This window comes from Streptomyces beigongshangae (assembly GCF_019710745.1).
GTDB lineage: Bacteria > Actinomycetota > Actinomycetes > Streptomycetales > Streptomycetaceae > Streptomyces > Streptomyces beigongshangae.
Genome location: NZ_JAHKJW010000003.1, coordinates 232,219 through 257,625 on the forward strand (window position 1 = coordinate 232,219; position 25,407 = coordinate 257,625).

The 25,407-nt window shown below is 73.0% G+C and carries 18 protein-coding genes; 9 read left to right on the forward strand and 9 right to left on the reverse strand.

Going from position 1 to position 25,407, the window contains the following annotated elements:
• Positions 1 to 62 precede the first annotated feature (62 nt).
• From KM933_RS03780 to KM933_RS03790, 3 genes are read right to left on the reverse strand one after another with little or no spacing between them, the layout of a single operon-like run.
• On the reverse strand, positions 63 to 1,415 hold the full coding sequence (locus KM933_RS03780) for a hypothetical protein (protein WP_221348314.1): 1,353 nt from the start codon (positions 1,413 to 1,415) through the stop codon (positions 63 to 65).
• Between the two features lie 7 nt (positions 1,416 to 1,422).
• Positions 1,423 to 1,677: a MoaD/ThiS family protein gene (locus tag KM933_RS03785; protein WP_221348315.1), complete on the reverse strand. Its 255-nt coding sequence runs from the start codon at positions 1,675 to 1,677 to the stop codon at positions 1,423 to 1,425.
• A gap of 49 nt (positions 1,678 to 1,726) precedes the next feature.
• The gene (locus KM933_RS03790) at positions 1,727 to 2,722 is read right to left on the reverse strand and encodes an alpha/beta hydrolase family protein (protein ID WP_221348316.1); all 996 of its coding nucleotides are present in this window, start codon (positions 2,720 to 2,722) and stop codon (positions 1,727 to 1,729) included.
• A 211-nt stretch (positions 2,723 to 2,933) separates the two neighbouring features.
• Between KM933_RS03790 and KM933_RS03795 the strand changes: the two genes are divergently transcribed.
• Together KM933_RS03795 and KM933_RS03800 are read left to right on the forward strand one after the other, a co-directional pair.
• Positions 2,934 to 3,755 (forward strand): winged helix-turn-helix transcriptional regulator, encoded by an 822-nt coding sequence (locus KM933_RS03795; protein WP_221348317.1) that lies wholly within the window; start codon positions 2,934 to 2,936, stop codon positions 3,753 to 3,755.
• Positions 3,756 to 3,781: 26 nt separating this feature from the next.
• Positions 3,782 to 4,807: a LacI family DNA-binding transcriptional regulator gene (locus KM933_RS03800; RefSeq protein ID WP_221348318.1), complete on the forward strand. Its 1,026-nt coding sequence runs from the start codon at positions 3,782 to 3,784 to the stop codon at positions 4,805 to 4,807.
• 156 nt (positions 4,808 to 4,963) lie between these two features.
• On the opposite strand, the gene KM933_RS03805 is transcribed toward KM933_RS03800, so the two are convergent.
• Complete coding sequence (locus KM933_RS03805; RefSeq protein WP_221348319.1) at positions 4,964 to 6,724, reverse strand: trypsin-like serine protease; 1,761 nt, start codon at positions 6,722 to 6,724, stop codon at positions 4,964 to 4,966.
• A 271-nt stretch (positions 6,725 to 6,995) separates the two neighbouring features.
• On the opposite strand from KM933_RS03805, the gene KM933_RS03810 reads away from it, so the two are divergent.
• The 3 genes from KM933_RS03810 to KM933_RS03820 all read left to right on the forward strand — a co-directional run bounded on the left by KM933_RS03810 (position 6,996) and on the right by KM933_RS03820 (position 10,509).
• Complete coding sequence (locus KM933_RS03810; RefSeq protein WP_221348320.1) at positions 6,996 to 8,156, forward strand: S1C family serine protease; 1,161 nt, start codon at positions 6,996 to 6,998, stop codon at positions 8,154 to 8,156.
• Positions 8,157 to 8,290: 134 nt separating this feature from the next.
• Complete coding sequence (locus KM933_RS03815) at positions 8,291 to 9,022, forward strand: response regulator transcription factor (RefSeq protein WP_221348321.1); 732 nt, start codon at positions 8,291 to 8,293, stop codon at positions 9,020 to 9,022.
• Positions 9,019 to 10,509 carry a sensor histidine kinase gene (locus tag KM933_RS03820; RefSeq protein ID WP_221348322.1) on the forward strand — a complete coding sequence of 497 codons (1,491 nt, stop codon included), beginning with the start codon at positions 9,019 to 9,021 and terminating at the stop codon, positions 10,507 to 10,509. Before KM933_RS03815 ends, KM933_RS03820 begins: the two co-directional genes overlap by 4 nt.
• Positions 10,510 to 10,721: 212 nt before the next feature.
• On the opposite strand, the gene KM933_RS03825 is transcribed toward KM933_RS03820, so the two are convergent.
• The 5 genes from KM933_RS03825 to KM933_RS03845 form a co-directional block, all read right to left on the reverse strand.
• Positions 10,722 to 11,837, reverse strand: a complete 1,116-nt coding sequence (locus KM933_RS03825; RefSeq protein ID WP_221348323.1) for a CU044_5270 family protein — start codon at positions 11,835 to 11,837, stop codon at positions 10,722 to 10,724.
• A complete protein-coding gene (locus KM933_RS03830) occupies positions 11,834 to 12,487 on the reverse strand; it encodes an RNA polymerase sigma factor (protein ID WP_221348324.1) in 654 nt (217 codons plus the stop codon). The genes KM933_RS03825 and KM933_RS03830 overlap by 4 nt, the downstream gene beginning before the upstream one ends.
• A 108-nt stretch (positions 12,488 to 12,595) precedes the next feature.
• Positions 12,596 to 13,279 (reverse strand): histidine phosphatase family protein, encoded by a 684-nt coding sequence (locus KM933_RS03835; protein ID WP_221348325.1) that lies wholly within the window; start codon positions 13,277 to 13,279, stop codon positions 12,596 to 12,598.
• A 171-nt stretch (positions 13,280 to 13,450) separates the two neighbouring features.
• A complete protein-coding gene (locus KM933_RS03840) occupies positions 13,451 to 16,444 on the reverse strand; it encodes an NACHT domain-containing protein (protein ID WP_221348326.1) in 2,994 nt (997 codons plus the stop codon).
• A 212-nt stretch (positions 16,445 to 16,656) separates the two neighbouring features.
• Complete coding sequence (locus KM933_RS03845) at positions 16,657 to 18,465, reverse strand: bifunctional metallophosphatase/5'-nucleotidase (protein WP_221348327.1); 1,809 nt, start codon at positions 18,463 to 18,465, stop codon at positions 16,657 to 16,659.
• Positions 18,466 to 18,691: 226 nt separating this feature from the next.
• On the opposite strand from KM933_RS03845, the gene mshD reads away from it, so the two are divergent.
• The 4 genes from mshD to KM933_RS03865 all read left to right on the forward strand — a co-directional run bounded on the left by mshD (position 18,692) and on the right by KM933_RS03865 (position 25,242).
• Positions 18,692 to 19,657 carry a mycothiol synthase gene (gene mshD / locus KM933_RS03850; protein WP_221348328.1) on the forward strand — a complete coding sequence of 322 codons (966 nt, stop codon included), beginning with the start codon at positions 18,692 to 18,694 and terminating at the stop codon, positions 19,655 to 19,657.
• A gap of 421 nt (positions 19,658 to 20,078) precedes the next feature.
• Positions 20,079 to 22,868, forward strand: coding sequence for a tetratricopeptide repeat protein (locus KM933_RS03855; protein ID WP_221348329.1), 2,790 nt, complete (start codon positions 20,079 to 20,081; stop codon positions 22,866 to 22,868).
• A gap of 56 nt (positions 22,869 to 22,924) precedes the next feature.
• Positions 22,925 to 24,244, forward strand: a complete 1,320-nt coding sequence (locus tag KM933_RS03860; protein ID WP_221348330.1) for a hypothetical protein — start codon at positions 22,925 to 22,927, stop codon at positions 24,242 to 24,244.
• 11 nt (positions 24,245 to 24,255) lie between these two features.
• A complete protein-coding gene (locus tag KM933_RS03865) occupies positions 24,256 to 25,242 on the forward strand; it encodes an alpha/beta hydrolase (RefSeq protein WP_221348331.1) in 987 nt (328 codons plus the stop codon).
• Positions 25,243 to 25,407 lie beyond the last annotated feature (165 nt).

Sequence of the window (25,407 nt, forward strand, 5' to 3'; positions counted from 1 at the left end):
CCGGGAGACCGGGTTGTTGTGGATCAGCTGTGACAGGGGGTGTCCCCCGGGCAGGTGGGACGTCAGGCCAGCGCCCGGCCCAGCAGGTAGACCGCCGGGGCCGCCGCCGCCAGGGGCAGCGCCACTCCCGCAGTGAAGTGGACGAACCTCGACGGGTAGTCGTAGCCGGCGACCCGGTGGCCGACCAGCGCGCAGACCCCCGCTCCCGCCCCCAGGACCGCTCCGCCTGCGCCCAGACCGGTCAGCGCGCCCGCGCCGATCCCCGCTCCCGCCGCCACGAGCACCGCGACCACCACCGACGCCGCCGTCGGCAGCGGGAGCGCCCTTGCCAGGACCGCCGCCGCGACCGCCACCCCGCCGACGGTCACCGCGTCCGGCTCCGCCCCCAGGTGCCCCGTCGCGATGATGGCCAGCGCCGCCGAGACGACCGTGGCCGTCAGGCCGTACATCCGCTCGTCGGGTTCGGCGTGACTGCGCAGCTGGAGCACCAGGGTCAGCAGGACCCAGACGCCGAGGGTGCCGAGGATCGCGGCGGGGGCGTTCTCCCGCCCGGCCGCGAGCAGGGCCACGTCCGAGACGAGCGCGCCCGCGAAGGCGAGCACGATGCCCTGCCGGGCGGGCCACATGCCGTTCAGCCGGAACCAGCCCGCCGCGGTCACCGCCTGCAGGATCACCAGCGGTACGACCAGGGCGTACTGGCCGAGCGCCGCCCCGCCGGCGAGCAGCAGTCCGAGGACCGCCGTCAGCGCGGCCGGCTGTCCGCCGGGCTCGATGATCGGCGAACGCCCCTCCGCACGGGCCCGCTGGGCATCGGTGATCCGCGCGTTCCCGGTGACCGTGGCGGGACCGTAGCCGGATCCCGCGCCGGAACCGGATCCCGCGCCCGGACCCGATCCGGGACCCGGACCGCCGGCTCCGGCTGCGGCTCCGGCTCCGGCTGCGGAAGGAACAGCGGCCCCGCCCGCGGCCCCCTGCCGCTGTGGCTGCTGCTGTCCCCAGCCCGTCGGCTGCGGCATCGGCTGCCCCGTGACCCCGTACTGAGGCGCGTACGGTCGCTGCGGCTGCTGCGGTGCCCCGTACGACGGCCCGCCCGGCCCCTGCTGCGGCAGGTACGCCGTCTCCGCGGCCGATGCGGCCGGTGCGACCGGCGGCTGGACCTGGGTCTCCCAGGTCTGGCCCTCCCACCGCTGGGTGTACTGCTGCTGCGCGGCGGCCTCGTCGTACTGCTGCTGGTGCTGCTGGTGCTGCCCGGGCCACCCGGACGCCGCCTGCTGCTGCTGTTGCTGTTGGTACTGCTGCTGTTGCTGGTACTGCTGCTGTTGCTGTTGCTGCTGGTACGGGTCGTAGCCCTCGTACGGCTCGTCGTACGCGTGGTACGAGCCGTCGTGCTGTCCCTCGTACGGCTGGTTGCTCATGGTCCCGTCACCCTCCTGCGAACGGCGGGAGCACCTCGACCGTGCCGCCCTCGGCCAGCCGTACCGTCTCATGCCCGCGGGTACCCACGGGATCGCCGTCGACGAGGAACGAGCATCGCCGCAGGACCCGGACGAGTTCGCCGGGGTGTCGCTCGCGCGCCGCGTCGAGTGCCTGCGCGAGGGTCTCCGCCTCGTACGGCTCCTCTGCGACGCCTGCCGCGGCCTTGGCGGCGGCCCAGTAACGCACCGTGCCCTTTGCCATCTGGTTCCTCGATCAACGGTGAAGAAAACGGGTGACGGACACCGCAAGGCTAGGCCCTGCCGTCGCGTCCGCTCCCCCGGCCTCCGGCCTGAGGCGCCTTCTGCCGGGCGGCCCACTCCCCGATGCGGGTCAGCAGCTCGTCGCCCGCCGCGTTCTCGGCGTGGCCCATGCCCGGCTCCAGCCACAGTTCCGCGTGCCCGCCGGAGGCGGCGGCCAGCATCCGCGGATGGTCGACGGGGAAATAGCCGTCCCGGTCGCCATGGACGATCAGCAGCGGGGTGGGCGCGATCAGGGGGACCGACTCCACCGGGGAGGAGGGGACCGGGTCCCAGTGCCGGTGGTGGATGCGGGTGCGCAGACCGTAGCGGCCCACCGCGCGGCCCACCGGCCGCGTTACCAGCCAGTGCAGGCGGCGCATAGGGGCTGTGCCCCGGTAGTACCAGCGGGCGGGTGCGCTGACCGAAACCACCGCGTCGGAATGCGCCCCTGTGCGCCCCTCTTGCTCCTCCTCGCTGCGCGGGTGCAGGGCCGCGTGCCGGAGCACCACCGAGCCGCCCATGGAGAACCCGACGGTGACCACGCGCGTGTGACCGAGCTCTCGCGCCCACCGCACCGCCGCCGCCAGGTCGAGCACCTCACGGTCACCGACCGTGGAGTGGCCGCCGGAGGCGCCGTGGCCGCGGAAGGAGAAGGTGACCACCGCCGCGTACCGCGCGAAGGCGGTCGCCGCCCGGCGGACGTGCGGGCGCTCCAGGTCACCGGTGAAGCCGTGCGCCAGGACCATGACCAGGTCTTCGGAGACCAGGTCTTCGGAGGTGTCCGGGGTGCCGGGGGTCCCGGACGGACCGGACGGGCCGGGGGCGCCGGACGCGCTCGTCCGGGGGCGGTACGCGGCGTCGATCGCGACCCCGTCGGCGGTGCGCAGGAATCTCCGCGACGCCCCCCGCGGGGGCCTTCCGGCCGCACCATCTGTACATCCACCCGCCGTCCCGGGTTCCGGACGAAGGAAAGATCGCGTCACATGACCTGCCGGACCTCGGTTCATGTGGGTTATTGTGCTGGGCAGAGGACTCGGGCAGTGAAGCCCCCGAGTCCTTTTGCGCTTTCTGGAGCGTTGTATACGAACTCCGTGTACCAACGCTGTATGCGGCGTCGAGCAGTGCCGAAAACGTCCTCGCAGGGACCGAGGAGGAACCAGACGTTATGGGCGAGCGAACCGTGCGTGACCGTATGACGACCCAGGCAGGTGGGGTGCGATGAGCTCTCTGCTTCTCCTTACCAACGCCCTCCAGCCGTCGACGGAGGTGCTCCCCGCCCTCGGCCTGCTGCTGCACAACGTGCGCGTGGCTCCGGCGGAGGGGCCCGCTCTCGTCGACACCCCCGGTGCCGACGTCATCCTCATCGACGGCCGCCGTGACCTGCCGCAGGTCCGCAGCCTGTGTCAGCTGCTGCGCTCCACCGGCCCCGGCTGTCCGCTCGTCCTCGTCGTGACGGAGGGCGGCCTCGCGGCCGTCACCGCCGACTGGGGCATCGACGACGTGCTGCTGGACACCGCGGGCCCGGCCGAGGTCGAGGCGCGGCTGCGGCTGGCCATGGGCCGCCAGCAGATCGTCAACGACGACTCCCCCATGGAGATCCGCAACGGCGACCTCTCCGTGGACGAGGCCACCTACAGCGCCCGGCTCAAGGGCCGGGTCCTGGACCTGACCTTCAAGGAGTTCGAGCTCCTCAAGTACCTCGCCCAGCACCCGGGCCGCGTCTTCACCCGCGCCCAGCTGCTGCAGGAGGTCTGGGGCTACGACTACTTCGGCGGTACGCGGACCGTCGACGTCCATGTGCGGCGGCTGCGCGCGAAGCTCGGCCCCGAGCACGAGTCGCTGATCGGGACCGTCCGGAACGTCGGTTACCGGTTCGTCACCCCGGAGAAGGCGGACCGGGCGGCCGGCGCCGAGCCGAAGACCGCGCGGCCAAAGGCGGCGGATGCGGACGAGACGGTGCACCTCGACACCGTCGGCGCCGGGACGCCGTCGGCGAAGGGCCGGGAAGCGCGGGAAGAGGCCGTACGACCTGCCCGGTGACAGGTCCATCCGCGTAGACTCCGCGCGTGGCCAAGGTGACTCGGGATGACGTCGCGCGACTGGCGGGGACTTCGACCGCCGTCGTCAGCTATGTCATCAACAACGGACCCCGGCCGGTCGCCCCGGCCACGCGCGAGCGTGTACTCGCCGCGATCAAGGAGCTGGGGTACCGGCCCGACCGGGTCGCCCAGGCCATGGCGTCGCGGCGTACGGACCTCATAGGTCTGATCGTGCCGGACGCGCGCCAGCCCTTCTTCGGGGAGATGGCGCACGCGGTCGAACAGGCCGCGTCCGAGCGCGGGAAGATGGTGCTGGTCGGCAACTCCGACTACATCGGGGAGCGCGAGGTCCACTATCTGCGGGCCTTCCTCGGCATGCGGGTCTCGGGGCTCATCCTCGTCAGCCACGCGCTGAACGACCTGGCCGCCGCCGAGATCGAGGCGTGGGACGCCCGGGTGGTGCTGCTGCACGAGCGGCCCGAGGCGATCGACGACGTCGCGGTCGTCACGGACGACGTGGGCGGCGCGCAGCTCGCCACCCGGCACCTCCTGGAGCACGGCCACGCGTACGTCGCCTGTCTCGGCGGTGTCGCGGAGACCCCCACCGTCGGCGACCCGGTCTCCGACCACGTCGCGGGGTGGCGGCGGGCGATGGAGGAGGCCGGGCGCCCGACGGAGGGCCGCCTCTTCGAGGCGCTGTACAACCGGTACGACGCGTACAAGGTGGGTCTTGAGCTGCTGGCGGGGCCGGACCGGCCGCCGGCGATCTTCTGCTCGACCGACGACCAGGCGATCGGGGTGCTGCGGGCCGCCCGTGAACTGCGGATCGACGTGCCGGGGGAGCTGGCCGTCGCCGGGTTCGACGACATCAAGGAGGCGGCGCTGACCGATCCGCCGCTGACCACGATCGCGAGCGACCGGTCCGCGATGGCCCGCGCGGCCGTCGATCTCGTGCTCGACGACGGGCTGCGGGTGGCCGGGGCCCGGCGGGAGCGGCTGAAGTTGTTCCCGTCTTCTCTGGTGGTCCGGCGCAGCTGCGGTTGTCAGGCGTGACCGGGGCTGCTGGGCGCGCCTGACCCTGCGGGTGCGCCGTGGTCGACCGCGCGGCTGCCCGCGCCCCTGAAGAGCCTGAGGAGCAGGTCCGCCCGGGATCGACGTGCGCGGACGGCCCCCGCCGGGCAGCGGGAGCCGTCGCGTGTCACTGCCCGACTAGAACAGCAGGTTGTACTGGTTGAAGCCGGTGCCGAGGCTCGTGCGGGCCGCGAACAGGTCCGTGCTCGCCTTGTTCGTGCCCTTGTGGAGCCACAGCGTGCCGCCCGAGTCGCGGGTCATGACATCGGCGATGCCGTCACCCGTCACGTCGCCGCTGGAGACGTACGACGTGAAGTTCCAGCCGGTACGCGCCTTGATCCGGGCCGACCAGGGGGTCTTCTCCTTGCCCGTGCCGCGGTAGAGCCACAGCGTGCCGTCCGTGGAGCGGACGAGGAGGTCGGGCTTGCCGTCGCCGGAGAGGTCGCCGTGGCCGAAGATCTTCACGTTCTTCCAGGAGCCGCTGACGACCTTGACCTTGCCGTAGAACTCGCCGTTGCCCCGGCCCGGGTAGAGGTAGACCGAGCCGTCGGCGTCCGCCGCGACCAGGTCCGGACGTGCGTCGCCCGTCATGTCGCCGGGGATCGCGTACGACTTGTAGCCGCCCCAGACCGAGCCGACCTGCATCCAGGCCCAGTCGCCGACCGCGTGGTCCATGTAGCTGCGGTACAGCTTGCCGTCGGTCTTGTCGCGGATGATCAGGTCCTGGTAGTAGTCCCGGTCCAGGTCGGCCTGGAGGGCCCAGGTCGCGTTCTGCCAGTCGGCGCCCCGGTAGGCGCGCTGCGCGAGCGAGGTGCCCTTGCTGCTCTGCTGGAAGAGGCCGCCGGAGGGCGTACGCGCGAGCAGGTCGGCGCGGCCGTCGTACGACAGGTCGGTGTCGTCGATGCGCGGCTGGGCCGCCCAGGTGTACGAGCTGACCTTGGTGAAGACCGGGTAGGCGCCCTTGGCCGTGCAGCCCGCGACGCCCCAGGAGACGATGCCGACGATCTTGTTGCCGACGACCAGCGGGCCGCCCGAGTCGCCGTTGCAGGGGCTGTTGGTGCCCTGGTCGGCGCCGGTCGCGGGGGTGCCCGCGCAGGCCATCGAGCCGGCGGCGAAGTAGTCCTCGCCGAGGACCGACGCCATCGCGCTGTCGCAGGTCGCGTCGGCGACCAGCGGCAGGCTCGCCTTCTTCAGCTTGGTCGACGGGGCGGCGTCCTCGGCCCCCGAGGTCAGGCCCCAGCCGTAGACGGTGCCGGTGGTGCCGGGCTTGTAGAGCGCGCTGTCGTCGGACGCGGCCAGGCGCAGGGTCGGCCGGTCCAGCAGCGGGCGGTCCAGGGTCAGGACCGCGATGTCGTTCTGGGTGGTGTCGGCGTTGTAGCGCGGGTGGGTCCACTGGCGGAACACGCCCGCCGGGGTGCCGGTCGCGTAGTCGTCGAGGTCGGTGGTGCCGGCCAGGACCGCGCCGTTGCCCACCCAGTCCAGGCCCGCGACGCAGTGCGCGGCGGTGAGGACCTTGTTCGGGGCGACCAGGGTGCCGCCGCAGAAGTAACCCTCGTCGGTCGCCGGGTCGTAGTAGCCGAGCTGGACCATCCACGGAGCGCCGGCGATCGTGGTCTGGCTGCCGCCGATGATGAACGGGGACTTGCTGGGCGAGGCGTCGTCCGGGGTCTCGCCGGTCGCCCGCGCGGCGCCGACGACGCGGTCGCGCAGTTCCTTCGCCGAGGCGGTCGGTTCCGCGGGCTGCGCGAGGCCCGTGTCGGGCAGGCCCCCGGCGGGGTCGTCCGCGGCGGTCGCGGGCTGGGCCGCGAGGACGCCGGCGCAACTCAGCGCCAGCGCGAGGGCGGCCGCGGGGAACGCCCTGGCAGGACGTCTCCAACGGCTGCGCTTGGCAGGTATCACTCAGGTCTCCTGAAGTGGTGATGTGTCGTGAACCCACCAAGAATGCGGCTCGCAAACCCCTTCGCACACACGCTTCACAGCAGACCGACAAGTGTTCGTCCGCCGCTTCTCCCACATCACCGTGCGGCAACCGCCCGTTTCCCGGCCGCAGCGGACCCGAGCCTCCGCACACGGTGGCCCCGGCCGTCCTTATATCGGGCATACGAGGTTCTGTCGGGCTTCTCAGCGAGCACTCAGGGAGCTCTCATCAGCGGGCGGCAAAGTCCGACCCATGACCGAGAGCTTCCGCCGCAGCGGCGAGTACCCCCAGGGCGACCACCAGCAGTCCGCGTACTCAGGACAGCCGTACGAGCAGCCGTACGCCTCCTCCGCGGATCCCGCGGACTCCTCCAGCGCCCCCGCGAGCTCCTCCGCGCCCTCCGCGCCCTCCGTGCACCCGGAGTGGCCGCCCCCGCCGGCGCACAGCCCGGGCGGGCACCGGCAGGGCGGCGCTCCCACCGCGCTCCTCGCCGAGCCCGTCTCCTCCGCTCCCGCCGGCGCCCCCCGCAAGCGCGCCAGGGGGCCGCTGGCCCTGCTGGCCGCCGTCGCGATAGCCGCGGCGGCGGTGGGCGGCGGTACCGCGTACACCTTCCAGGAGCTGACCGGCAACGACACCGCCGCCACCGGTGGCGGCGGCACGAGCACCAGCGTCGTGGCCACGAGCCAGAAGGGCACGGTCGCCGGGGTCGCCCGGGCGGTCGGCCCCAGCATCGTCGAGATCAGCGCGACCTCGAACGCGGGCTCCTCGACCGGTTCCGGTGTCGTCATCACCACCGGCGGCGAGATCATCACGAACAACCACGTGATCTCCGGCGCCTCGCAGATCAAGGTGCGGCTGAGCAACGGCAAGTCGTACACCGCGGACGTCGTCGGCACCGACAGCAAGAAGGACCTGGCGCTGATCGAACTGGAGGACGCGCCGTCCGGTCTGACGGCCGCCACGCTCGGCGACTCCGACGCCGTCGCGGTGGGCGACGAGGTCGTGGCGATCGGCTCGCCCGAGGGCCTGACCGGCACGGTCACCAGCGGCATCGTCTCCGCGCTCGACCGGGACGTCACCGTCTCCACGGACGAGAGCCAGGGCCGGCAGCAACAGCAGGAGGGCGGCGGGCAGTGGCCGTTCGAGTTCGGGGGCCGGGAGTTCAACGGCGACACCGGCTCGTCCACGACGACGTACAAGGCGCTCCAGACCGACGCCTCCCTCAACCCGGGCAACTCCGGCGGCGCGCTGATCGACATGAACGGCGACATCATCGGCATCAACTCCGCGATGTACTCCGCCGCGGAGGCCACCTCGTCGAGCGCCGGCAGCGTCGGCCTCGGCTTCGCCATCCCGATCGACACCGTCAAGTCCGACCTGGCCACGCTGCGGGCCGGCGGCTCCGACGGCTGAGCCGGTCCGGCACCGGCCGAGCCGGTCCCGTCCGGGCCGTTCCCGGACCCCGCGGCTCTACGGGAGCGGCCCCGAAACGTGCAAGGCTGAAGGCGCCCCGCCCCCATCCCACCGCACCCGAGGAACCCACCGCGATGAGCCCCGCCGAAGGCGACCGTGAACCCCAGCGCATCCTGATCGTCGACGACGAGCCGGCCGTGCGCGAAGCACTCCAGCGCAGCCTCGCCTTCGAGGGGTACGGCACCGAGGTCGCCGTCGACGGCGCGGACGCCCTGGAGAAGAGCCTCGCGTACCGGCCCGACCTCGTCGTCCTCGACATCCAGATGCCGCGCATGGACGGCCTGACCGCCGCCCGCCGGATGCGCGGCGCGGGCACCACGACGCCCATCCTCATGCTCACCGCCCGCGACACGGTCGGCGACCGTGTCACCGGACTCGACGCGGGCGCCGACGACTACCTGGTCAAGCCGTTCGAACTGGACGAGCTGTTCGCCCGGGTACGGGCCCTGCTGCGGCGCAGCTCGTACGCCGCCGCCGCGGTCGGCGCCCCGGCGGACGACGCGCTCGTCTTCGGCGACCTGCGCATGGACCTCGCGACCCGGGAGGTCACGCGGGGCGGGCGCCCCGTCGAGCTGACCCGCACCGAGTTCACCCTGCTGGAGATGTTCCTGGCCCATCCGCGCCAGGTGCTCACGCGGGAGCAGATCCTGAAGGCGGTCTGGGGCTTCGACTTCGAGCCGAGCTCCAACTCGCTGGACGTGTACGTGATGTACCTGCGCCGCAAGACGGAGGCCGGCGGCGAGCCGCGTCTCGTGCACACCGTGCGGGGTGTGGGGTACGTCCTGCGGTCGGGCGGCGCGGAGTGAGGAGGGCCGTACGCCGCTTCACCGCGCTGCCGATCCGCACCCGGCTGTCCCTCCTGGTGGCGGCGGCGGTGGCGTTCGCGGTGGCGGCGGTGTCGGTGACGTGCTGGTTCATCGTGCAGGGGAAGCTGTACGACGAGGTCGACGACAAGCTGCGGGGCGCCGACACCCGGATGTCCGCCCTGCAGGTCCAGAACGTGCTGAACAACTGCTCCCAGGAGGCCGACGAACAGCGGGGGCCCGGTCCGCACTACACCACCTACGGCCAGCTGGTGCGGTCCGACGGGACCTACTGCGTCCTGTCGGGCTCGGCCGGCTCCGTGAAGGTGACCGGCGACGACAGGAGCGTGGCCGAGGACCCCGTGTTCGGCGACGGGAACTACCGCGACGGGAGGGACACCGAGGGCGGTTCGGTCCGTGTCCTGACCGTTCCCGTGGTGGTGGGCCCCGAGCAGTCGGTGGTCGAGAACACCGCCCTGCTCATCGCGCTGCCGCTGAGCGACACCGAGAACACCCTCGACGACCTCGCCCTGCTGCTGCTCCTCGTCTCCGGCATCGGGGTCGTCGGCGCCGGCGCGGCCGGTCTCGCCGTGGCCCGCGCCGGGCTGCGTCCCGTCGACCACCTCACCGAGGCGGTCGAGCACGTCGCCCGCACCGAGGACCTCACGATCCGCATCCCCGTGCAGGACGACAGCGAGGACGAGATCGCCCGGCTCTCCCGGTCCTTCAACTCGATGACCTCCTCGCTGGCCTCCTCCCGCGAACTCCAGCAACAGCTCATCGCGGACGCGGGCCACGAGCTCCGTACGCCGCTCACCTCGCTCCGTACGAACGTCGAGCTGCTGGCCAGGAGCGAGGACACGGGCCGGGCGATCCCGCCCGGGGACCGCAAGGCGCTGATCGCCTCGGTCAAGGCGCAGATGACCGAGCTGGCCGCGCTCATCGGTGACCTGCAGACGCTGTCGCGGTCGGACGCGGACACACCGGCCGGCCGCGTGCAGGTGGTCCCGTTGCAGGACACCGTGGAGGCGGCCCTGCGCCGGGCCCGGCTGCGCGGCCCCGAACTGACGATCACGGCCGACGTGCACCCCTGGTTCGTCCGGGCGGAGCCCACCGCCCTGGAGCGGGCCCTCGTGAACATCCTCGACAACGCGGTGAAGTTCAGCCCCGCGGGCGGCACGGTCGACGTCGCCCTCAAGGACGGCGAGCTGACCGTACGGGACCACGGTCCCGGTATCCCCGCCGACGAACTCCCGCATGTCTTCGACCGCTTCTGGCGCTCCCCGGGCGCACGGGCGCTGCCCGGCTCGGGCCTGGGCCTGTCCATCGTGGCCCGTACGGTGCAGCAGTCCGGCGGCGAGGTGGCGCTGGGCCCGGCCGAGGGCGGTGGCACGGTCGTGACGGTCCGGCTGCCGGGGGCGCCGGTACCGCCCCCCGCACCGGCCCCGCCGTCCGGGCCCGAGGTCCCGGGGGCCCCGACCCACTTGTGACGGCCCCCTTGGGACGGCCCGCTCGGGGCGGTCCGCTCGGGGCGGCGGCGATTGGTCCAGCCCGCTTCCGTGACGGGGTCTGCCCCCAGCCCGCCTCCGGGCCGGAACCCGGCCCGGTCCACCCGGGAGGCGTGCCTCGGCCCGCCCAGGGCGAGGGCTGCCCCAGCCCGCCCGGGACGGGCCCCCTCAGCCCTCCCAGGACGAGACCCGCCTCAGCCCGCCCGGGACGGGACCTGCTTCAGGCCGTCGACCACGGCGCGCTTCATGACGGCGCCGGTGAAGGTCACCGTGCCGGGCTTCATCAGGGCCTCCTCCCCCTTGAGCTGCTTCACCTGGACGACGCGCTGGCCCAGGAAGACATGGCTCTTCCTGTCGAAGATCCACTCCTCGCGCTGTCCGCTGGTCTCGTCCAGCCGGGCCACCGCGACCCCGCGCCTGCCGACCGCGTCCACCGCGTCGTCCACGACGACGACCCCCGGGATCTTCGCGGCGGTCTCGAACAGCGCCGCGTAGAGCTCCGACGGCGGGTAGCTCTCGCCCAGCAGGTCACCGATGGTGCTGAAAGCCTGCTGGTCGGGGGAGTTCCCCTGGCCCTCGGTCTCCTCGTAGATCTTGGCGAGCAGGGCGTCGGGGTCGGTCGGCAGTTCGGTCAGGTAGTCGTACGACGGGCTGCCGATGTGCGCCTTCGGGGTGTTGCCCCGCTCGTCGGGCAGGGTCAGGGTCTCGCCCTCCGGCCTCCCGTTGACGGCGGGGTCGATCAGCCAGCCCTCCACCCCGTCCGCGGACCTCCAGATCTGCCGGCGGTGCAGTTCGTGGCCCGCCAGGGTGCTCTCGTCGTCGACGGTCCTCACGAAACTGTCGGCGACCATGGACTCGATGTACACGTACTGACCGGGCCCGACCGTCGGCCGCTCGCCCTCCGCCGCCGCCAGGGAGATCCGGTCGAGCAACTGGGGCACGCCCTTCGTGGTCGCGGTCCCGAGGTCGGTGGTCAGGGCGGGCCCGGTGGCCACACCGCTCTCCCGCACGCCGTCACCGTCCCCCCCACCGGTCGTCACCACACCGGCGGCGACGACCGCGGACAGGGCGGCGGCCGCCGCGGGCAGGGCGATCGACAGCCGCGGCAGCCGGAAGCGCCGTGCCCCGGCGGGAGACTGCCGGGGCTGTCGGGACTGTTCGTGGATCTGGGCCATCAGATGCTCCTTGTGGAACCGGTGACGGCCCGGCGGCAGGTCGCGCGCCGTCCGGGAGAGGAGCTGTACGTCCTGCTCCCACTCGGACTCGGGCTCGGACTCCGCAGAGTCGTGCCGGGGCGTGTTCGCGTTCATCGGTTTCCTTCCTGCGCGGGCCGGATCGCTTGTGCGTGATCGCCTCTTGTCTGTCGGAGGAGGGGGCCGCCTTCCCGATCCCCGCGAACTTTTCTGTTCAGCTCCCTTTGGACGGAGCCGAGCCGGGTCCCGGCTGCCGCACGCAGCTTCTTACGGGCCCGCGAGAGCCGGGAGGCGACCGTGCCGACCGGGATGCCGAGCGCCTCCGCCGCAGCCTCGTAGTCCAGGCCCTCCCCCAGGCAGAGCGCGATGACCTCGCGCTCGGGTCTGCGGAGGGCGGCGAGGGCGGTCAGGGCCGCGGCGAGCCGCCGGCGGTCGTCGAGACGGCCGGCGACCTCGTCGGCGTGGTCGGGCACGGACGCCGCGGCGGCCGCCGCGGCGTCCGCGGCACGGCGGTAGCGCCGGTTGCTGCGGAACTGGTTGCGCGCGGTGTTGGTGGCGATGCCCAGCAGCCAGGGCCGCAGGGAACCGCCCTCCGGGTCGACCCTGTCCCGCAGCCGCCACGCCTCCATGAAGGTCGCGGCCATCACGTCCTCGGCCGTCGACCAGTCGGCGGTCAGCCGGAACGCGTGGTTGTAGACCGCGCGGGAGTACGCGTCGAAGAGCTCGGCGAAGGCGCTCGGATCCCCGGCCCGTACCCGGGTTCGCATAGGAGTGGTCACCTCTGTGAGCTGTGCGGCACGGAGGTCCGCCTTCCCATGACGTGCGTCACACCGAACCGGCGTGGGCGCGCACGGGCGTGGGCGAGCACGAACAGGTCAGCCTTCGGTGCCGCCGTCCGTACCGCCGTCCAGGGGCTCGCCCATGGGGCCGCCGGTCCTCGGGGTGTCGTCCTCGGGACCGAGGGGCCGGCCTGCCCAGGTCCGGACCCGCCAGCCGTCGGCGGGGCTGCCTTCGAGGATGACGACGCCGGTGTTGTCCAGCGCGTGGGTGGCCGCGAAGTCCACGTCGATGTTGCCGGCCCGGGCGGCCGCCCACATACGGATGGCGGCGCCGTGGCTGACCATGGCCACCGTCTGCACACCGCTGCCCGCCGCCTCCTCGACCACGGCATCGAGACGCCGCAGGGCCTCCACCCCGTTCTCCCCGCCAGGCATGCGCAGTTCCACGTCTCCCGCGGACCAGGCGAAGACGGTCCGCATGTACGTCTCGACGGCCTCGGCGTCGCCCCGCATCTCCAGGTCGCCGGCGGTCAGCTCCCGGATGCCGTCCCGCACCCGGACCTCCAGCCCCGTCCGGTCCGCCAGCGGGGCGGCGGTGAGCTGGGTGCGGATCAGGGTGGAGGCGTAGAGGGCGCCGATCCTCTCACCGGCCAGCGCCTCCGGCAGGGCGGCCGCCTGCCGCTCGCCCAGAGGGGTGAGCGCCGCCCCCGGTACCGCCGTGTCCAGCAGGTGCTTGACGTTGGAAGGGGTCTGACCATGGCGAATCAGCAGCAGGCGCATGAGAGGGAGTCTGTCTCCAGAGTGGTGGGGCGGGGGCTTCCACTGTGGCACCCCTGACACCGACACGCGTCAGCGGGCCGGGGCCCGGCGGGACCTCGGCGGTTCGATGCTCTTCCGGCACCGGCACCGGCACCGGCACCGGCAGCGACACCGGAGCCGGGGCCGGCGGCGTCAAGTGGCATGTCCGCCGGACGGGTCCGTCACCGGCTCACCCCGACCGGGAGCGGCAGTGGCAGTGGTGGTGGCAGTGGTGGTGGTGACGGCAGGGCCTTGCCCGCCGGGGGCCGCCGATGCCGCCAGGCTCTGCTGCAGGCGCAGGTGGCAGAACTCGTACCGGGCGCCCGACTGCCGCAGGACCCCACGGCGGTGGGCCTCCGCCAGGAAGCCCATGAGCCGCCAGGGTGCGCGGCCCGTCAGGGCCAGCCAGACCCTGGCCGGGCCCAGTCGCCCCCACGCGCTCAGCGCGAGCGCGGACGTGCCGACCTGGACCCACACCTCGGTGTGCATGGTGCCCAGCGTGCCGCCGGGGGGCATCGCCGAGATCAGTGCCAGGCAGGCCCCGCCCGAGAGCAGCGCGGCGATCGCGCTCCGGGCGAGCGTGGCGTCACGGTCGGTGCGCAGCGTGCTGTGCGGGCCGGCCGCCCGCATGGTGTCGGACGGGGTGTTCAGGGCACGGTAGACGCCGGAGGCGCAGCCGCCGATCGCACCGATGAGCACGCCGAAGGCCACGTAGGGGACCACCGCGTCCAGGACGACGGCCCCGGCCCCGCGGTGCACGAGCCAGACCCTCACCTCGTACGGCAGCGCGAGCACCAGGTTGTGGGCGTCGACCGGCCTGCCCGTCCACTCCCCCGGGCCACCCCGCCAAACGGTCACCCAGCCGTCCCGCCCCTCGTGGATCCGTACCGTCCCCGTGTGGCTCCCCAGCACGCCGTCCGACGAGATCCGGGCGCCCTTCCGCACCGCGAACGGCTTGGCGAGGCCCGTGCGTCCCACCAGAAGCACCTCTTGCCGCACGACCGAGCGGACCGAGCGGACCGACCGGTCCGAGCGTCCCCCTTCGGCCGTCGTTTCGAGCCGCCAGCCGCCGATCACCTCACCGGGCGCGTGCGGGGCGGCCGAGCGGATCCGGTCCGCGGCGAACGCACCGGCGACACAGCCGACGAGCGCCCCCACGCAGACCCCGATGAGCGTGCACGCCACGAACCCCCGGAGCAGTCCCTTCCCGAAGCCGCGCAGTACGGCACCCGGACCGGTGTACGGCGTCGCCGTCCGCTCCCCGCGCCGCAGTCCCGACACATGAAGCAGCAGTCCCGCCGCGACACAGGTGAGGGCCGGGACCGCCTCCCCGAAGTAGCCGTGGAGCGCGAGACCGACGAAGACGACGACGGCGCCGAGCGCACGCACGGCCCGCGGACCGCTCGGGCTGCCCGCCCACGGCAGGCCCATCGGGAGGGGGCGCCGGGGCAGCCCGGCGACACCGGCCATCATCGACAGGATCAGCCCGAAACAGCAGCCGTTGAGGAACCAGGCCGGCCGCTGGGTGAGCACCGCGCCCAGCCGGGAACTCACCAGGGGAGGGACGAACAGGCCCATCCCCACCGCGATCACCGTGGCGGCCGCGGCCATCGTCAGGGCCAGCCGTGCCAACTGGCGCGGCCCCTGCGGGTCCTGTGCCGTGGCGGGCAGCAGCAGGGCCAGTCCGAAGCACAGGCCCAGCAGGATGCCCGTGTAGTTGAGGACGGCCGACAGGGGACTGTCCCAGTTGGCGACCACACCGGGCCCGTACACCGCCAGCGGCACCAGCAGCGCGGCCGAGGCGACGAGCGCCAGTACGGCGGGCCCCGATACGCGCAGCGCCCGCGGCATCGCGGCCGGGAGCTCCCACCAGGCCAGCCGCCAGGTACCGGCCCCACCAGACCCGTCGGCCCCACCGGTGCCACCGGTGTCGCGGGCGAGGCGGCGCAGCCAGCGGTGCGCGGCGTCCGGGCTCCAGGGGCCGTTCCCCGGGCCCGCCCCGCCGAAGGCCGCCGGGACGAAGGCGTCCAGCAGGTGTTCCTCGATGTGCCCGGCCGTGGGGAAGCGTGCGGTGTCCCCGAGCTCGGCCGGGTCGCGGGAGGCGTCCCCGTACACCGTGCGGGCCAGCGCGACCATCAGCGGTGAGGCCATGACCTCCGCCAGGGGCGCGGGCGGATCGGCCAGGACCGGCGTCCAGGGGGTGGAGCCGTCGGCGTCCGGGCGCGCGGTGCGCTCCAGATGCCGGCGCGCGGTGGCGAAGTCCAGCGGCCGCAGCCGTACGACGTCGGCGGCGGTCAGCACGCCGCCGGTCCGCACGGCCCGGGTCCAGACCTCGGTGCGGCAGGTGAGCAGGACGGGCAGCCGTTCGTCGAGCTCGGTGTTGAGCCGCCGCAGTGCCGCCTCGTGCGCCGGTCCCGGCAGCTCGTCGAACCCGTCCAGGACGGGCAGCAGGAGCCCGGCGTCGAGCAGTTCGCGCGCCATGGTGCGCTCGTCCGTGACGGCGGCCAGCGGCCGGTACTCCGCCGCGAGCCGCTCGGCCAGCCAGTCGCGCAGCGCCGTGGAGCCGGGGTCCCAGCCCGCCAGGGGGAACAGCACCGGCACCGGAGCGCCCGGCTGCCGGGCGTCGAGTGTCCCGAGCACGAACCGCACGGCCAGGACGGTCTTGCCCGCACCCGCCTCGCCCAGGACGACCAGCCGGCGGGACGGGAGCGCCGTGAACGTATCGACGATCCGGTCGAGCCGCTGGTCGCCGTCGCGCGGCTCCGGCAGCGGGGCCCCGCGCCGGACGGCCTCGGGCCGGTCGGCGAGCGGCGGACCGGCTCGTGACCAGTGGACGTCCAGCGGCTCCGGGTCCTGCAGCCGGCGCAGCCGGGACTCCGCCGCCCACTGCACCCGTACCGCCTCGGCGAGTTCGTCGGCCGCCCGCTGCCGGCGGTCGGCGCCGGTGCCGGTGTCCGCGGGCTCGCGCAGCAGATCGGCCAGGAAGGCCAGGACGGAGACGAGTGCCGAGACGGCGGAGATCCACATCGACGTCCCCTCGGGACCGCCGCCGCCCGCCGGCGCGACGGCCAGGGCGAGCAGCGCCGCGGCGCCCGCGCCCAGCCCGATCCGCCGTCGCACCCGCGCCTCCCGCAGTGGCACCCGCATGACCCGCACCCGCCCCGCCCCCGTGTCCGCACCCGCCGTACGCAGGGTGAACGACGGGGCGGGCGGTCATGTACCGGCGTAGCGGCCGCCGGGGCGGGCGCGCGGAGGCACTCCGGGAGCACGCGCACGCGCACGTGCCCGGCGACCGGCAAGCGGCGACCCGCGACCCGCGACCCGCGACCGGCGACCCGCGAGCGGCACCTGACCACCACCTACCGGACGATGGTGATCCGGTTCGCCGCGGGCGGTGCGAGCGGGTTCGCCGCCGAGGAGTTGGCCAGCAGGTACTTCTCCAGGGCCGCGAGGTCGTCGTCGCCCACCAGGTCGTTCGTGCCCTGGCCCAGCGTGGTGAAGCCGTCGCCGCCGCCCGCGAGGAAGCTGTTCGACGCGACGCGGTAGGTGGCGGCCGGGTCGATCGCCGCCCCGTTCAGCCTGATGGAGCCGGTGACGACACGGTCGGCGCCGCTCTTCGTCAGGTCGAGCGTGTAGGTGAGGCCCGACGAGACCTGCAGCACCTTCGGCGACGCCTCGTTCACACCGGTGACCTGCTCCTTGAGCACCTGGACGAGCTGGGCGCCGGTGTAGTCCTGGAGGTTCACGGTGTTGGCGAACGGCTGGACGGTGAAGCCCTCGGCATAGGTCACCACGCCGTCGCCCTCGGTGCCCTTGGCCGCGTAGGTGAGCGGCGCCCGGATACCGCCCGGGTTCATCAGCGCGAGGTCGGTCTCCGGGTCCAGCTCCTTGCCGTACGCGAGCTGCGCGTCGGCGATCAGGTCGCCGACGGGGGACTCGGTACCGGCGTTGGAGATGTCACCGGAGATGTACCCGATGGGCTTGTTGCCGATCGGCGCCGCCAGGGCGTTCCACCTGGTGATCAGCCCGGTCATGTCCGGGGCCCTGTCCACGTCACGCGTCACCACGTGGTTCGCCGAGGCGACGGCGGTCCGGGCGATGTCCCCGGTCCAGCGGTCGTACGTCAGCGTCGTGTCGGTGTAGAGCCGCCCGAAGGACGCGGCCGAGGTGACCGTGCGGGGCTTGCCCGACGGGTCGTCGACCGTGCACGCGTACGCGGCGTGCGTGTGGCCGGTGACCAGCGCGTCGACCTTCGGCGTGACGTTCTTCGCGATGTCCACGACGGGACCGGATATGCCGTCGCCGCCTCCGGGCGCGTCGCAGTCGTAGTTGTACGCCTGCGAGGCCGGGAGCCCGCCCTCGTGGACCAGCGCGACGACCGACTTGACGCCCTGCTTCTCCAGCTCCTTGGCGTACTTGTCGATCGTCTCGACCTCGTCCTTGAACTTCAGGCCCTTCACGCCCTCGGCGGAGACGACCCCCGGCGTGTCCTCCAGGGTGACGCCGATGAAGCCGATCTTGACGCCGTTCTTCTTCCACACCCAGTAGGGCTTGAGGACCGGCTTCCTGGTCTTCTCGTCGAGGACGTTCGCCGCCAGGTACGGGAAGTCCGCGCCCTTGAACTTCCGGCCCTCGACGTAGCAGCCGTCCGTCGGGTGGCAGCCGCCCCTCTGCAGGCGGCCCAGTTCCTTGGCGCCCTCGTCGAACTCGTGGTTGCCGACGCTCGTCACGTCGAGGTCGAGCTTGTTCAGCGCCTCGATGGTGGGCTCGTCGTGGAAGAGGCCCGAGATCAGCGGGGAGGCGCCGACCATGTCGCCGCCGGCCGCGGTGACCGAGTACGGGTTGCCCTTGCGGGCCTGGCGCAGATGCGTCGCCAGGTACTCGACACCACCCGCGTCGACCGTCCTGGTCGAGCCGTCCTCCTGGATCTCGGTGACCCGGCCGGAGGAGCCGGACGGCGGTTCCAGGTTGCCGTGCAGGTCGTTGAACGACAGCAGCTGGACGTCCTGGTAGCGGCCCGGCCGCTGGTGGCCGGGTTTCTTCGCCGACTCGCCCGCGGCCGCCGGCAGCGCCGCGACCAGGGCGCCCGCGGTGGCGACGCCCGCGGCCGCCGCGAGGAGGCGGGTGGTGCGGCGTCTGCGGTGGTACGGCTGAGGTGTGGCTGACATGTGCCCCCCTGTGGGTCGGCTGAAAATGTGGGCCCCGTCCCGGCGCAGCCTAGGGTCAACGCGCGTAGCGCGACAGGGGGTCCCTGGTTACGGACCGGTTGCCGCCGGGTGTGTTCCACCGTGAAACGGACAAGTCACGCACCGGATGCACATCCCCGCACACCCCCGCGCACTCCGCCTGCAAGGCCACTTCGCCATGAACCGGACACGCCGTACCCTCATATCCATGACCAGCGACGACACCGCACCGGCTGCCCGCAAGCTCTCGGCCGCGCTCGGCCAGAACGGCACCCCTACACCCCGCTCCCTCGACCTCCTCGCCACGCTGAGCCCCGACCGGGCCGAGGCCGTGCTCGCGCTCCTCGCGGAGGCCGCCCGGGCCGACGGACAGCAGGCGGTGTCCGAGCAGGGCCGGCTGCGGCTGCGCGGAGCGGCACGGGACGGGGTACGGCATCTGCTGCTGAGCGTCCAGGACCTGCTCGTCGGGTACGCGCAGCTGGAGGACACCGATCCCGTCGAGGCGCCGGCCGCCGAACTGGTCGTGCACCCGGCGCACCGCGGTCACGGACACGGGCGGGCACTGGGCAACGCGCTCCTCGCCGAGTCCGGCAAGCGGCTGCGGGTGTGGGCCCACGGCGGACACCCGGCGGCCCGTCACCTCGCCCAGGTCCTCGGCCTGGCACTCTTCCGCGAACTGCGGCAGATGCGGCGGCCCCTGACCGACCTCGACCTGCCCGAGCCGCGGCTTCCCGACGGCGTGCGCGTACGCACCTTCGTGCCCGGCGAGGACGACGCCGCCTGGCTCGCCGCGAACGCCGCCGCCTTCGCGCACCATCCCGAGCAGGGGATGCTCGGACAGCGGGACCTCGACGACCGCAAGGCCGAGTCGTGGTTCGATCCGGCCGGTTTCTTCCTCGCCTTCCGGGGCAACGAGCTGGTCGGTTTCCACTGGACGAAGGTCCACGCGGCCGAAGGACTCGGCGAGGTGTACGTCGTCGGGGTACGGCCCGGCGCACAGGGCGGCGGGCTGGGGAAGGCCCTCACCACCATCGGCCTGCGGCATCTGGCGGGTTCGGGGCTGCCGGTCGCGATGCTGTACGTCGACGCCGACAACCCGGCCGCGGTCGCCGTGTACGAACGGCTCGGTTTCGTCACGCACGAGACGGACCTGATGTACCGGACGGAGTCCTGAAGGCACCGGACGGAACCCTGGAGGCACCGGACGGAGTCTCCTGAGCGGAGGCGGGCAGCGGTCCGCCTCCGGCGCTCCGGTCCGCGGCCGAGGACGGAACGCACCGGTCCGGGGTGACCACCACTGCGCACCGACGGACTCGATCGGACGTGTTGTGCGTACGTGACGAACAGTTGCGAAACCATGGCAATCCACCAAGTACTTCGTGTGGCACGGGTCGGCGGGCGCGGGTATACCTGGCCTGCAGGGCCCGGCCTCCGCGGCGGTCGGGCCACTGACCGGAAGATCGCCGACCGGAGGAACGGGGGACGCCGTGGCACGTACCCGGCCGGAGGTATGCGCACGATTACAGTCGTACGGACAGCGGGCCTGGGCCGCTCCCCCTCAGCAGCCGCCCCGGAGACGGTCCACGGCGGGCGATGTGGGAGCGGCCGACCGGGTCCTCGACCGCATCCTGCGGACGGCCCGTGAACTCGACGGCGGAGGCCCGGCGGTCATCGTGCTGCACGGCCCTCCGGGCATAGGCAAGTTCACCCGTGCCGACCTGGCCGCCGACCGGCTGCACCGGGAACAGGGCGCCACCGTCCTGGAGTTGCGCCCCGGGCGCACACCCGAGGGACCCGCCAACGAGTACCGCGAACTCCTGCGCATGCTCGGCGCACGGGCCGTCCTGCCCATCGAGACCGACGCCGACCACCTCAGCGAGAACTACGCGCGCGTCTCCGAACGCGTCAGAACGGTTCTGCTCCTCGACGACGTCACGCACTGGCACCAGGTCAGGACCCTGCTGCCCTCGGGTCCCGACGCCCTGGTGATCGCGACCAGCAGGCTGCCCTGCACCGAGACCCTGGGCGTCGAGCCCCACCAGATCGTCAACATCCCCGTGACCGGCCCCGGCCTCGCGGAGTGCGCGCAGGTATTCCGGGCCGCGGTGGGCACCGCGCGGCCCCTGCCGTCCGACGAGCAGGTCGAAGCCGTCGTCGACGCCTGCCACCGGCGGCCGCTCGCCATCAGGCTGGCCGCCTCCCTCTACGCCCAACGCCGTCACCGCGGCCCTGAGGAGTTCCTGCGCGAACTGGCCGAGCGCGGGAACGAGGCCGTACGCAACCTGTCGCCCGCACGGACCCGGGGGCCGGACAACCTGCCGGTGGACACGGTTCTGCGGTGGGCGTACGACGACCTGCTCAGGCCCGGCCAGCAGGAACTGCTCCAGGTGCTGTCGCTGCCCGCCACGAGCACGGTCAACGCCCACACGGCCGCGGCGCTGCTGAGCCGGCGCCGGGACGACGCCCCCGACTCCCGGACGGTCGAGCACGTCACCGGACTCCTGCACGAGCTGGTACGGCTGCACTTCCTCGAAGCGCAGCGGGGCGACCGCTTCCGCATACCCTCGGCCGTCCGCAGGTTCGCCGCCGCCCGGCTGTCCGTCTCGTCCGACCACGAGGAGATGGAGAGCCGTGAGGCGGCGATGTGCCTGCTGGCGGCCTACCACCGGCTCACCCTCCCCGCCCAGCCGCTGCTCGACGGACAGGACGTCCTGCCGCCGTCGCCCTTCTCGGGCCCGGAGGTCGCCCGGCTGTGGCTGGAGGAGGAGAAGGGCGCCATCCTCCGTGCCCTGCAGCACGCCGAGCGCAGCGATCCCGGCATCACGCTCGACGTCGTCAGGGCCCTCTGCTCGTTCTGCGTCACCACCGGGGACTCGATCACGCTGGCGATGCTGGTCGACGTGGTGGACCACGCGGGGCGGGGGGCCGGGGACGGCGGCAGCGGTCTCCTGAACCGGATCCGCTGCGTCATCGGCCTGGCCATCGGTGTCATCGCCCGCCGGGACGGCCAGCTCCAGGAGTCCTGCCGGCAGCTCATGGACGTACGGGCGATGTTCATCGCCGACGGCGACGTGGTGGGCGAGGCGTGGGCGCTCCGGCACATCGGCGTGACTCAGCACTGCATGGGCGACTTCGTCCCGGCGATGCGCTACCTGCGGCGGTCCAGGGACCTGCTGGCGGCCCGCGAGCGGCTCGGCGAGCCGGAGGCGGGCAACCGTCTGGCCTGGGTGCTGCACAGCCTCGGCGCCCTCTACGCCGAGGTCGGCGGCTTCGAGGAAGCGGCCACCGCCCTCACCGAGAGCCTGCGGCTGCACCGGCGCCACGGCAGTGTGCGCGGACGGTCGTGGGCGCAGCAGGTGCTCGCTTCCTGCCGTCTCAAGGAGCCGGCCACAGACGCCGACACCGACGCCGACGCCGACACGGACACGGACACGGACACGGGCGACGGGAACGCCGATGACGCCGAGCGGCTGCTCGACGCCGCCGCGAAGGGCTTCCGGCAGACGGGAGACCTCGCCGGGCTCGCCGCGGTCCGCCTCGTGGCCGCCCGCGCGCAGCTCGCCCGGGGCGAACGCACCGAGGCGGAACGGCAGCTGCGCGACGCCATCGACGCGCTCACCGGGCGTCCCGACGGCGAGGAGGCCGCCGGTCCCCTCAACATGCAGTACTTCTGCGCGGACCGCAGGGCCCTGGCCTGGACGCGCTTCGAGTACGCACGCTGTCACGACCGCCCGACGGAGACAGCCCGCCGCCGCGCCGAACTGGCCGAGGCGGAGGCGCTGTTCAAGGACATCGGCGACCGCTACGGAACGGCCTGGGTGGCCTACGAGAGGGCCGTGTCCGACGAACCGGAGCCGGCCCTACGGCTCGCCCAGCTCACCGAGGTGCGGGAGGAATTCCGGCAGCTCGGCTCGGAAAGGGATGTGCAGATGGTCCAGCAGGCCCTGGGACAGCAGGAGGAGGCGGCGCACCTTCCCGACCCGGTCACGGAGTCGCAGTGCTTCATCGACGTCAACGTGGTCGGGCACGACCCCGGCCCCGACGCGCCGAGGGAGGAGGCACCGCACGACCCGCGGCCCGACGTGGTGAAGGGCCATCCGTGCCGGCTGCGGCTGGGCGTGCACCTGGACCGTGAGCTGGAGACGGCGCTGCGCGACTTGAAGGACCGCGGCCGCCTGTCCCTCCTCACCATGTCCCCGCGGGCGGACGCCCGTCCCCACGAGCAGCTGCTGCCGCCCGTGGGCAGCCAGTGGCCCCTGACGGTCGACGTGGCGCTGACCCCGCCCCACTCGGGGACGCAGGACGTGCGCTTCGTCCTGCTCGCCGAGCACAGCGGCACGGTGCTGCAGGACATCGACTACCGGATAGAGGTCAGCGAGCCGTGACAGCCGGAGGAGGACCGGGCAAACGCCCTCCCGACCGGGTTCGTACGCGCCCGGTGGTGAGGTCGGACAACACGGGCGGCATGCGGAGCGGGCACCTCGCCCGGGCACGCGAACGCGACATCGAGCTGTGGATCACCGTCTTCCCCGGCACCGAAGGCGTGTACGAGCTGATGCTCAAGGGATCGCGGCTGCCCAACGGGAACAGCTGCTGGGCCCAGGCATCCGGCGCGAAGGAGCTGAGCGCCGCCATGCACCGTCTGCGCAAGGAGTGGGAGACGCAGATCCACAAGCGGCGCCGGCGCACCCCCAAGGACGACAGGGCGACCTGGCAGCCCTTCTTCCACGAGGTCGATCTCACCCGCACCCGCTTCGACCCCTGGCAGGACATGCTGCCCGCCCTGGCCCGCGCGGGCCGCGACACCTTCGACATGCTCTTCGCGGACCGCGGCGCGGGCAGTCCGATGGCTGCACTGCGCAAGGAGCTCCACGGCCTGCTGTGCCGGCCCGTGCGACCCGATCCCGGCCACCCGAGCGGCACGGACCCCGGGTACCGCATCACCGTACGGCCCCGGAACTTCTTCGCCCCCTGGCCCCTGCTGTGCGTGCCGCCGCCGGAATCCGAGAAGCCGGACAAGCACTGGTTCCTCGGCTACCGGCACCAGATCGAGGTACGGACCTGGGACAACGACAACGTGCCGGTGCAGATACCCGTCCGTCCGGACGGACGGCCCCGGGTGGCCGCCATCGTCGACCACACGCTCGACGAGGACCTCGCCGAGGGTTCCACGTTCGCCCCCGTGCGGTCCGCCCTCCACGGGCGAGCCGTCCTGGAGGAGTACGAGTCGCACGAACGCGTCGAGGAACTGCTGCGGGACGCCCCCGCCGACCTGCACTTCCTCTATCTCTCCTGCCACTGCGACTACTCCGACGAGGACGGCCCCCTGCTGTACCTCAACCGGTACCGCGAGAACGCGCAGCAACTGGGCTTCCGCGAGGCCGCCTCCTGGGGCACGGGCCCGAGCACCCCCAAGATGGCGCTGCTCAACACCTGCCGCGGCGGCCGGCCCACCCAGCGCAAAGGGCGCGGTTTCGTGGACGGGCTGAAGGGCATCGGCTGGTTCAGCGCCCTGGCCGCCCCCGAGACGGAGGTGCCCGTCCGCTTCCTCGGCGACTACGGAAAGCGGTTCTTCGACGGCTTCCTCGACGACGGCCCGGAGGGCGGGGTCGACGTGGGGACCCTCGTGCAGGAGATGGCCAGGGAGTTCCTCGACGAACGGGGCAATCCGCTGGCTCTCCTGTACTGCGTGCACCGCAACCTCGAAACGCACCTGTGCCGGGAGGAACAATGCCCGATGACGCACGGCAGACACCAGTGATCCCGGACGTCGTGACCCTCCGGACCCTCCGGCTCGGCCGTCGCGGCGATCTGCTGCACCCGCGCTCGGGTGAGCGGGTGCCCGTGCACCGCATGAGGTCCGTGCTCGCGCGCACCGTCCCCGTCACCCCCGAGATCACCGACATCGTGCTGTTCGTCCACGGGTGGAACACCTCGGTACGGCGGGCCCGACAGACCGCGAACGCCCTGTTCACGGACGCCGAGACACTGCTCGCACGGCAACCGCACCGCTATCCGCGGCTTCCGCCCGCCACGGACAGCCGCCTCTACCTGGTGCTGTGCTGGCCCGCACGGAGCGCCCCCCTGCTGCACGGCTACCGGCGGATCAGGGACCGTGCGCACTCCCTCACCACGGAGGGGTACGCGGCCCATGTGATCGCGGCGCTGCTCGGTTACCTCAACGAGGAGCGGGCGGTGCCGGCCGGCGCGACGGCCGGCACCGCCGGAGGGCAGTACCTCACCTGTGTGGGGCACTCCTTCGGCGGCCGCCTGCTCTGCCAGGCGGTCCAGGAGAGCGCGCTGGAGGGCACCGGCACGGCGGGGCCGGTGCACGTCGATCCCCGCTACCCCTACTCGGTCGACAACCTCCTCGTCTTCCAGATGGCGGCCCGCCCCGACTCCTTCAGCCCGTCGGGTGTCTTCCACCGCCTGCTCACCGCGGCACCGATCAGCGGCCCGGTCACCCTGACGAGGTCCCGGAGGGACCGCGCCACGGGGGTGTGGCACCGGCTGGCGGAACGCACCGGGGGTATCGGGACCGTAGGACTGCGGGGCGCGGATCCGCCCCCTGCCGAGCTGTGCCTGCGGAAACCGGACGAGGCGTACGACGACGCCGACCTGGCCCACCGCCTCGTCGAGGTGGACGCGAGCCGGTGCTACGTCGGCAGCCCCTGGAACCTCATCTCGGGCGCCCACTCGGACATCCGCCACCCGGAATCGGCCCACCTGCTGCTGAGCCTCATGAACTTCAGCCGGTGAGGGGACCCCCGGGCCCGCGAGCACCCGCGAGCACCTGTGAGCAGGCGCAAGCGGGTGTACGCCCCTTTTCAGGGACAGAGACGCACGGACCCCGCAGGTGGACGCCCGGGAGCCTCCCCCAGATATCCCGTACGTCATGTCTCCGTAACCAGTGATTCAGACAGG

Bases quoted from the DNA above. Each gene is read 5' to 3' on its own strand.
- KM933_RS03780 (WP_221348314.1), bottom strand. From the start codon at position 1,415: ATGAGCAACCAGCCGTACGAGGGACAGCACGACGGCTCGTACCACGCG.
- KM933_RS03785 (WP_221348315.1), bottom strand. From the start codon at position 1,677: ATGGCAAAGGGCACGGTGCGTTACTGGGCCGCCGCCAAGGCCGCGGCA.
- KM933_RS03790 (WP_221348316.1), bottom strand. From the start codon at position 2,722: ATGAACCGAGGTCCGGCAGGTCATGTGACGCGATCTTTCCTTCGTCCG.
- KM933_RS03795 (WP_221348317.1), top strand. From the start codon at position 2,934: ATGAGCTCTCTGCTTCTCCTTACCAACGCCCTCCAGCCGTCGACGGAG.
- KM933_RS03810 (WP_221348320.1), top strand. From the start codon at position 6,996: ATGACCGAGAGCTTCCGCCGCAGCGGCGAGTACCCCCAGGGCGACCAC.
- KM933_RS03815 (WP_221348321.1), top strand. From the start codon at position 8,291: ATGAGCCCCGCCGAAGGCGACCGTGAACCCCAGCGCATCCTGATCGTC.
- KM933_RS03825 (WP_221348323.1), bottom strand. From the start codon at position 11,837: ATGAACGCGAACACGCCCCGGCACGACTCTGCGGAGTCCGAGCCCGAG.
- KM933_RS03830 (WP_221348324.1), bottom strand. From the start codon at position 12,487: ATGCGAACCCGGGTACGGGCCGGGGATCCGAGCGCCTTCGCCGAGCTC.
- KM933_RS03835 (WP_221348325.1), bottom strand. From the start codon at position 13,279: ATGCGCCTGCTGCTGATTCGCCATGGTCAGACCCCTTCCAACGTCAAG.
- KM933_RS03840 (WP_221348326.1), bottom strand. From the start codon at position 16,444: ATGCGGGTGCCACTGCGGGAGGCGCGGGTGCGACGGCGGATCGGGCTG.
- KM933_RS03845 (WP_221348327.1), bottom strand. From the start codon at position 18,465: ATGTCAGCCACACCTCAGCCGTACCACCGCAGACGCCGCACCACCCGC.
- mshD (WP_221348328.1), top strand. From the start codon at position 18,692: ATGACCAGCGACGACACCGCACCGGCTGCCCGCAAGCTCTCGGCCGCG.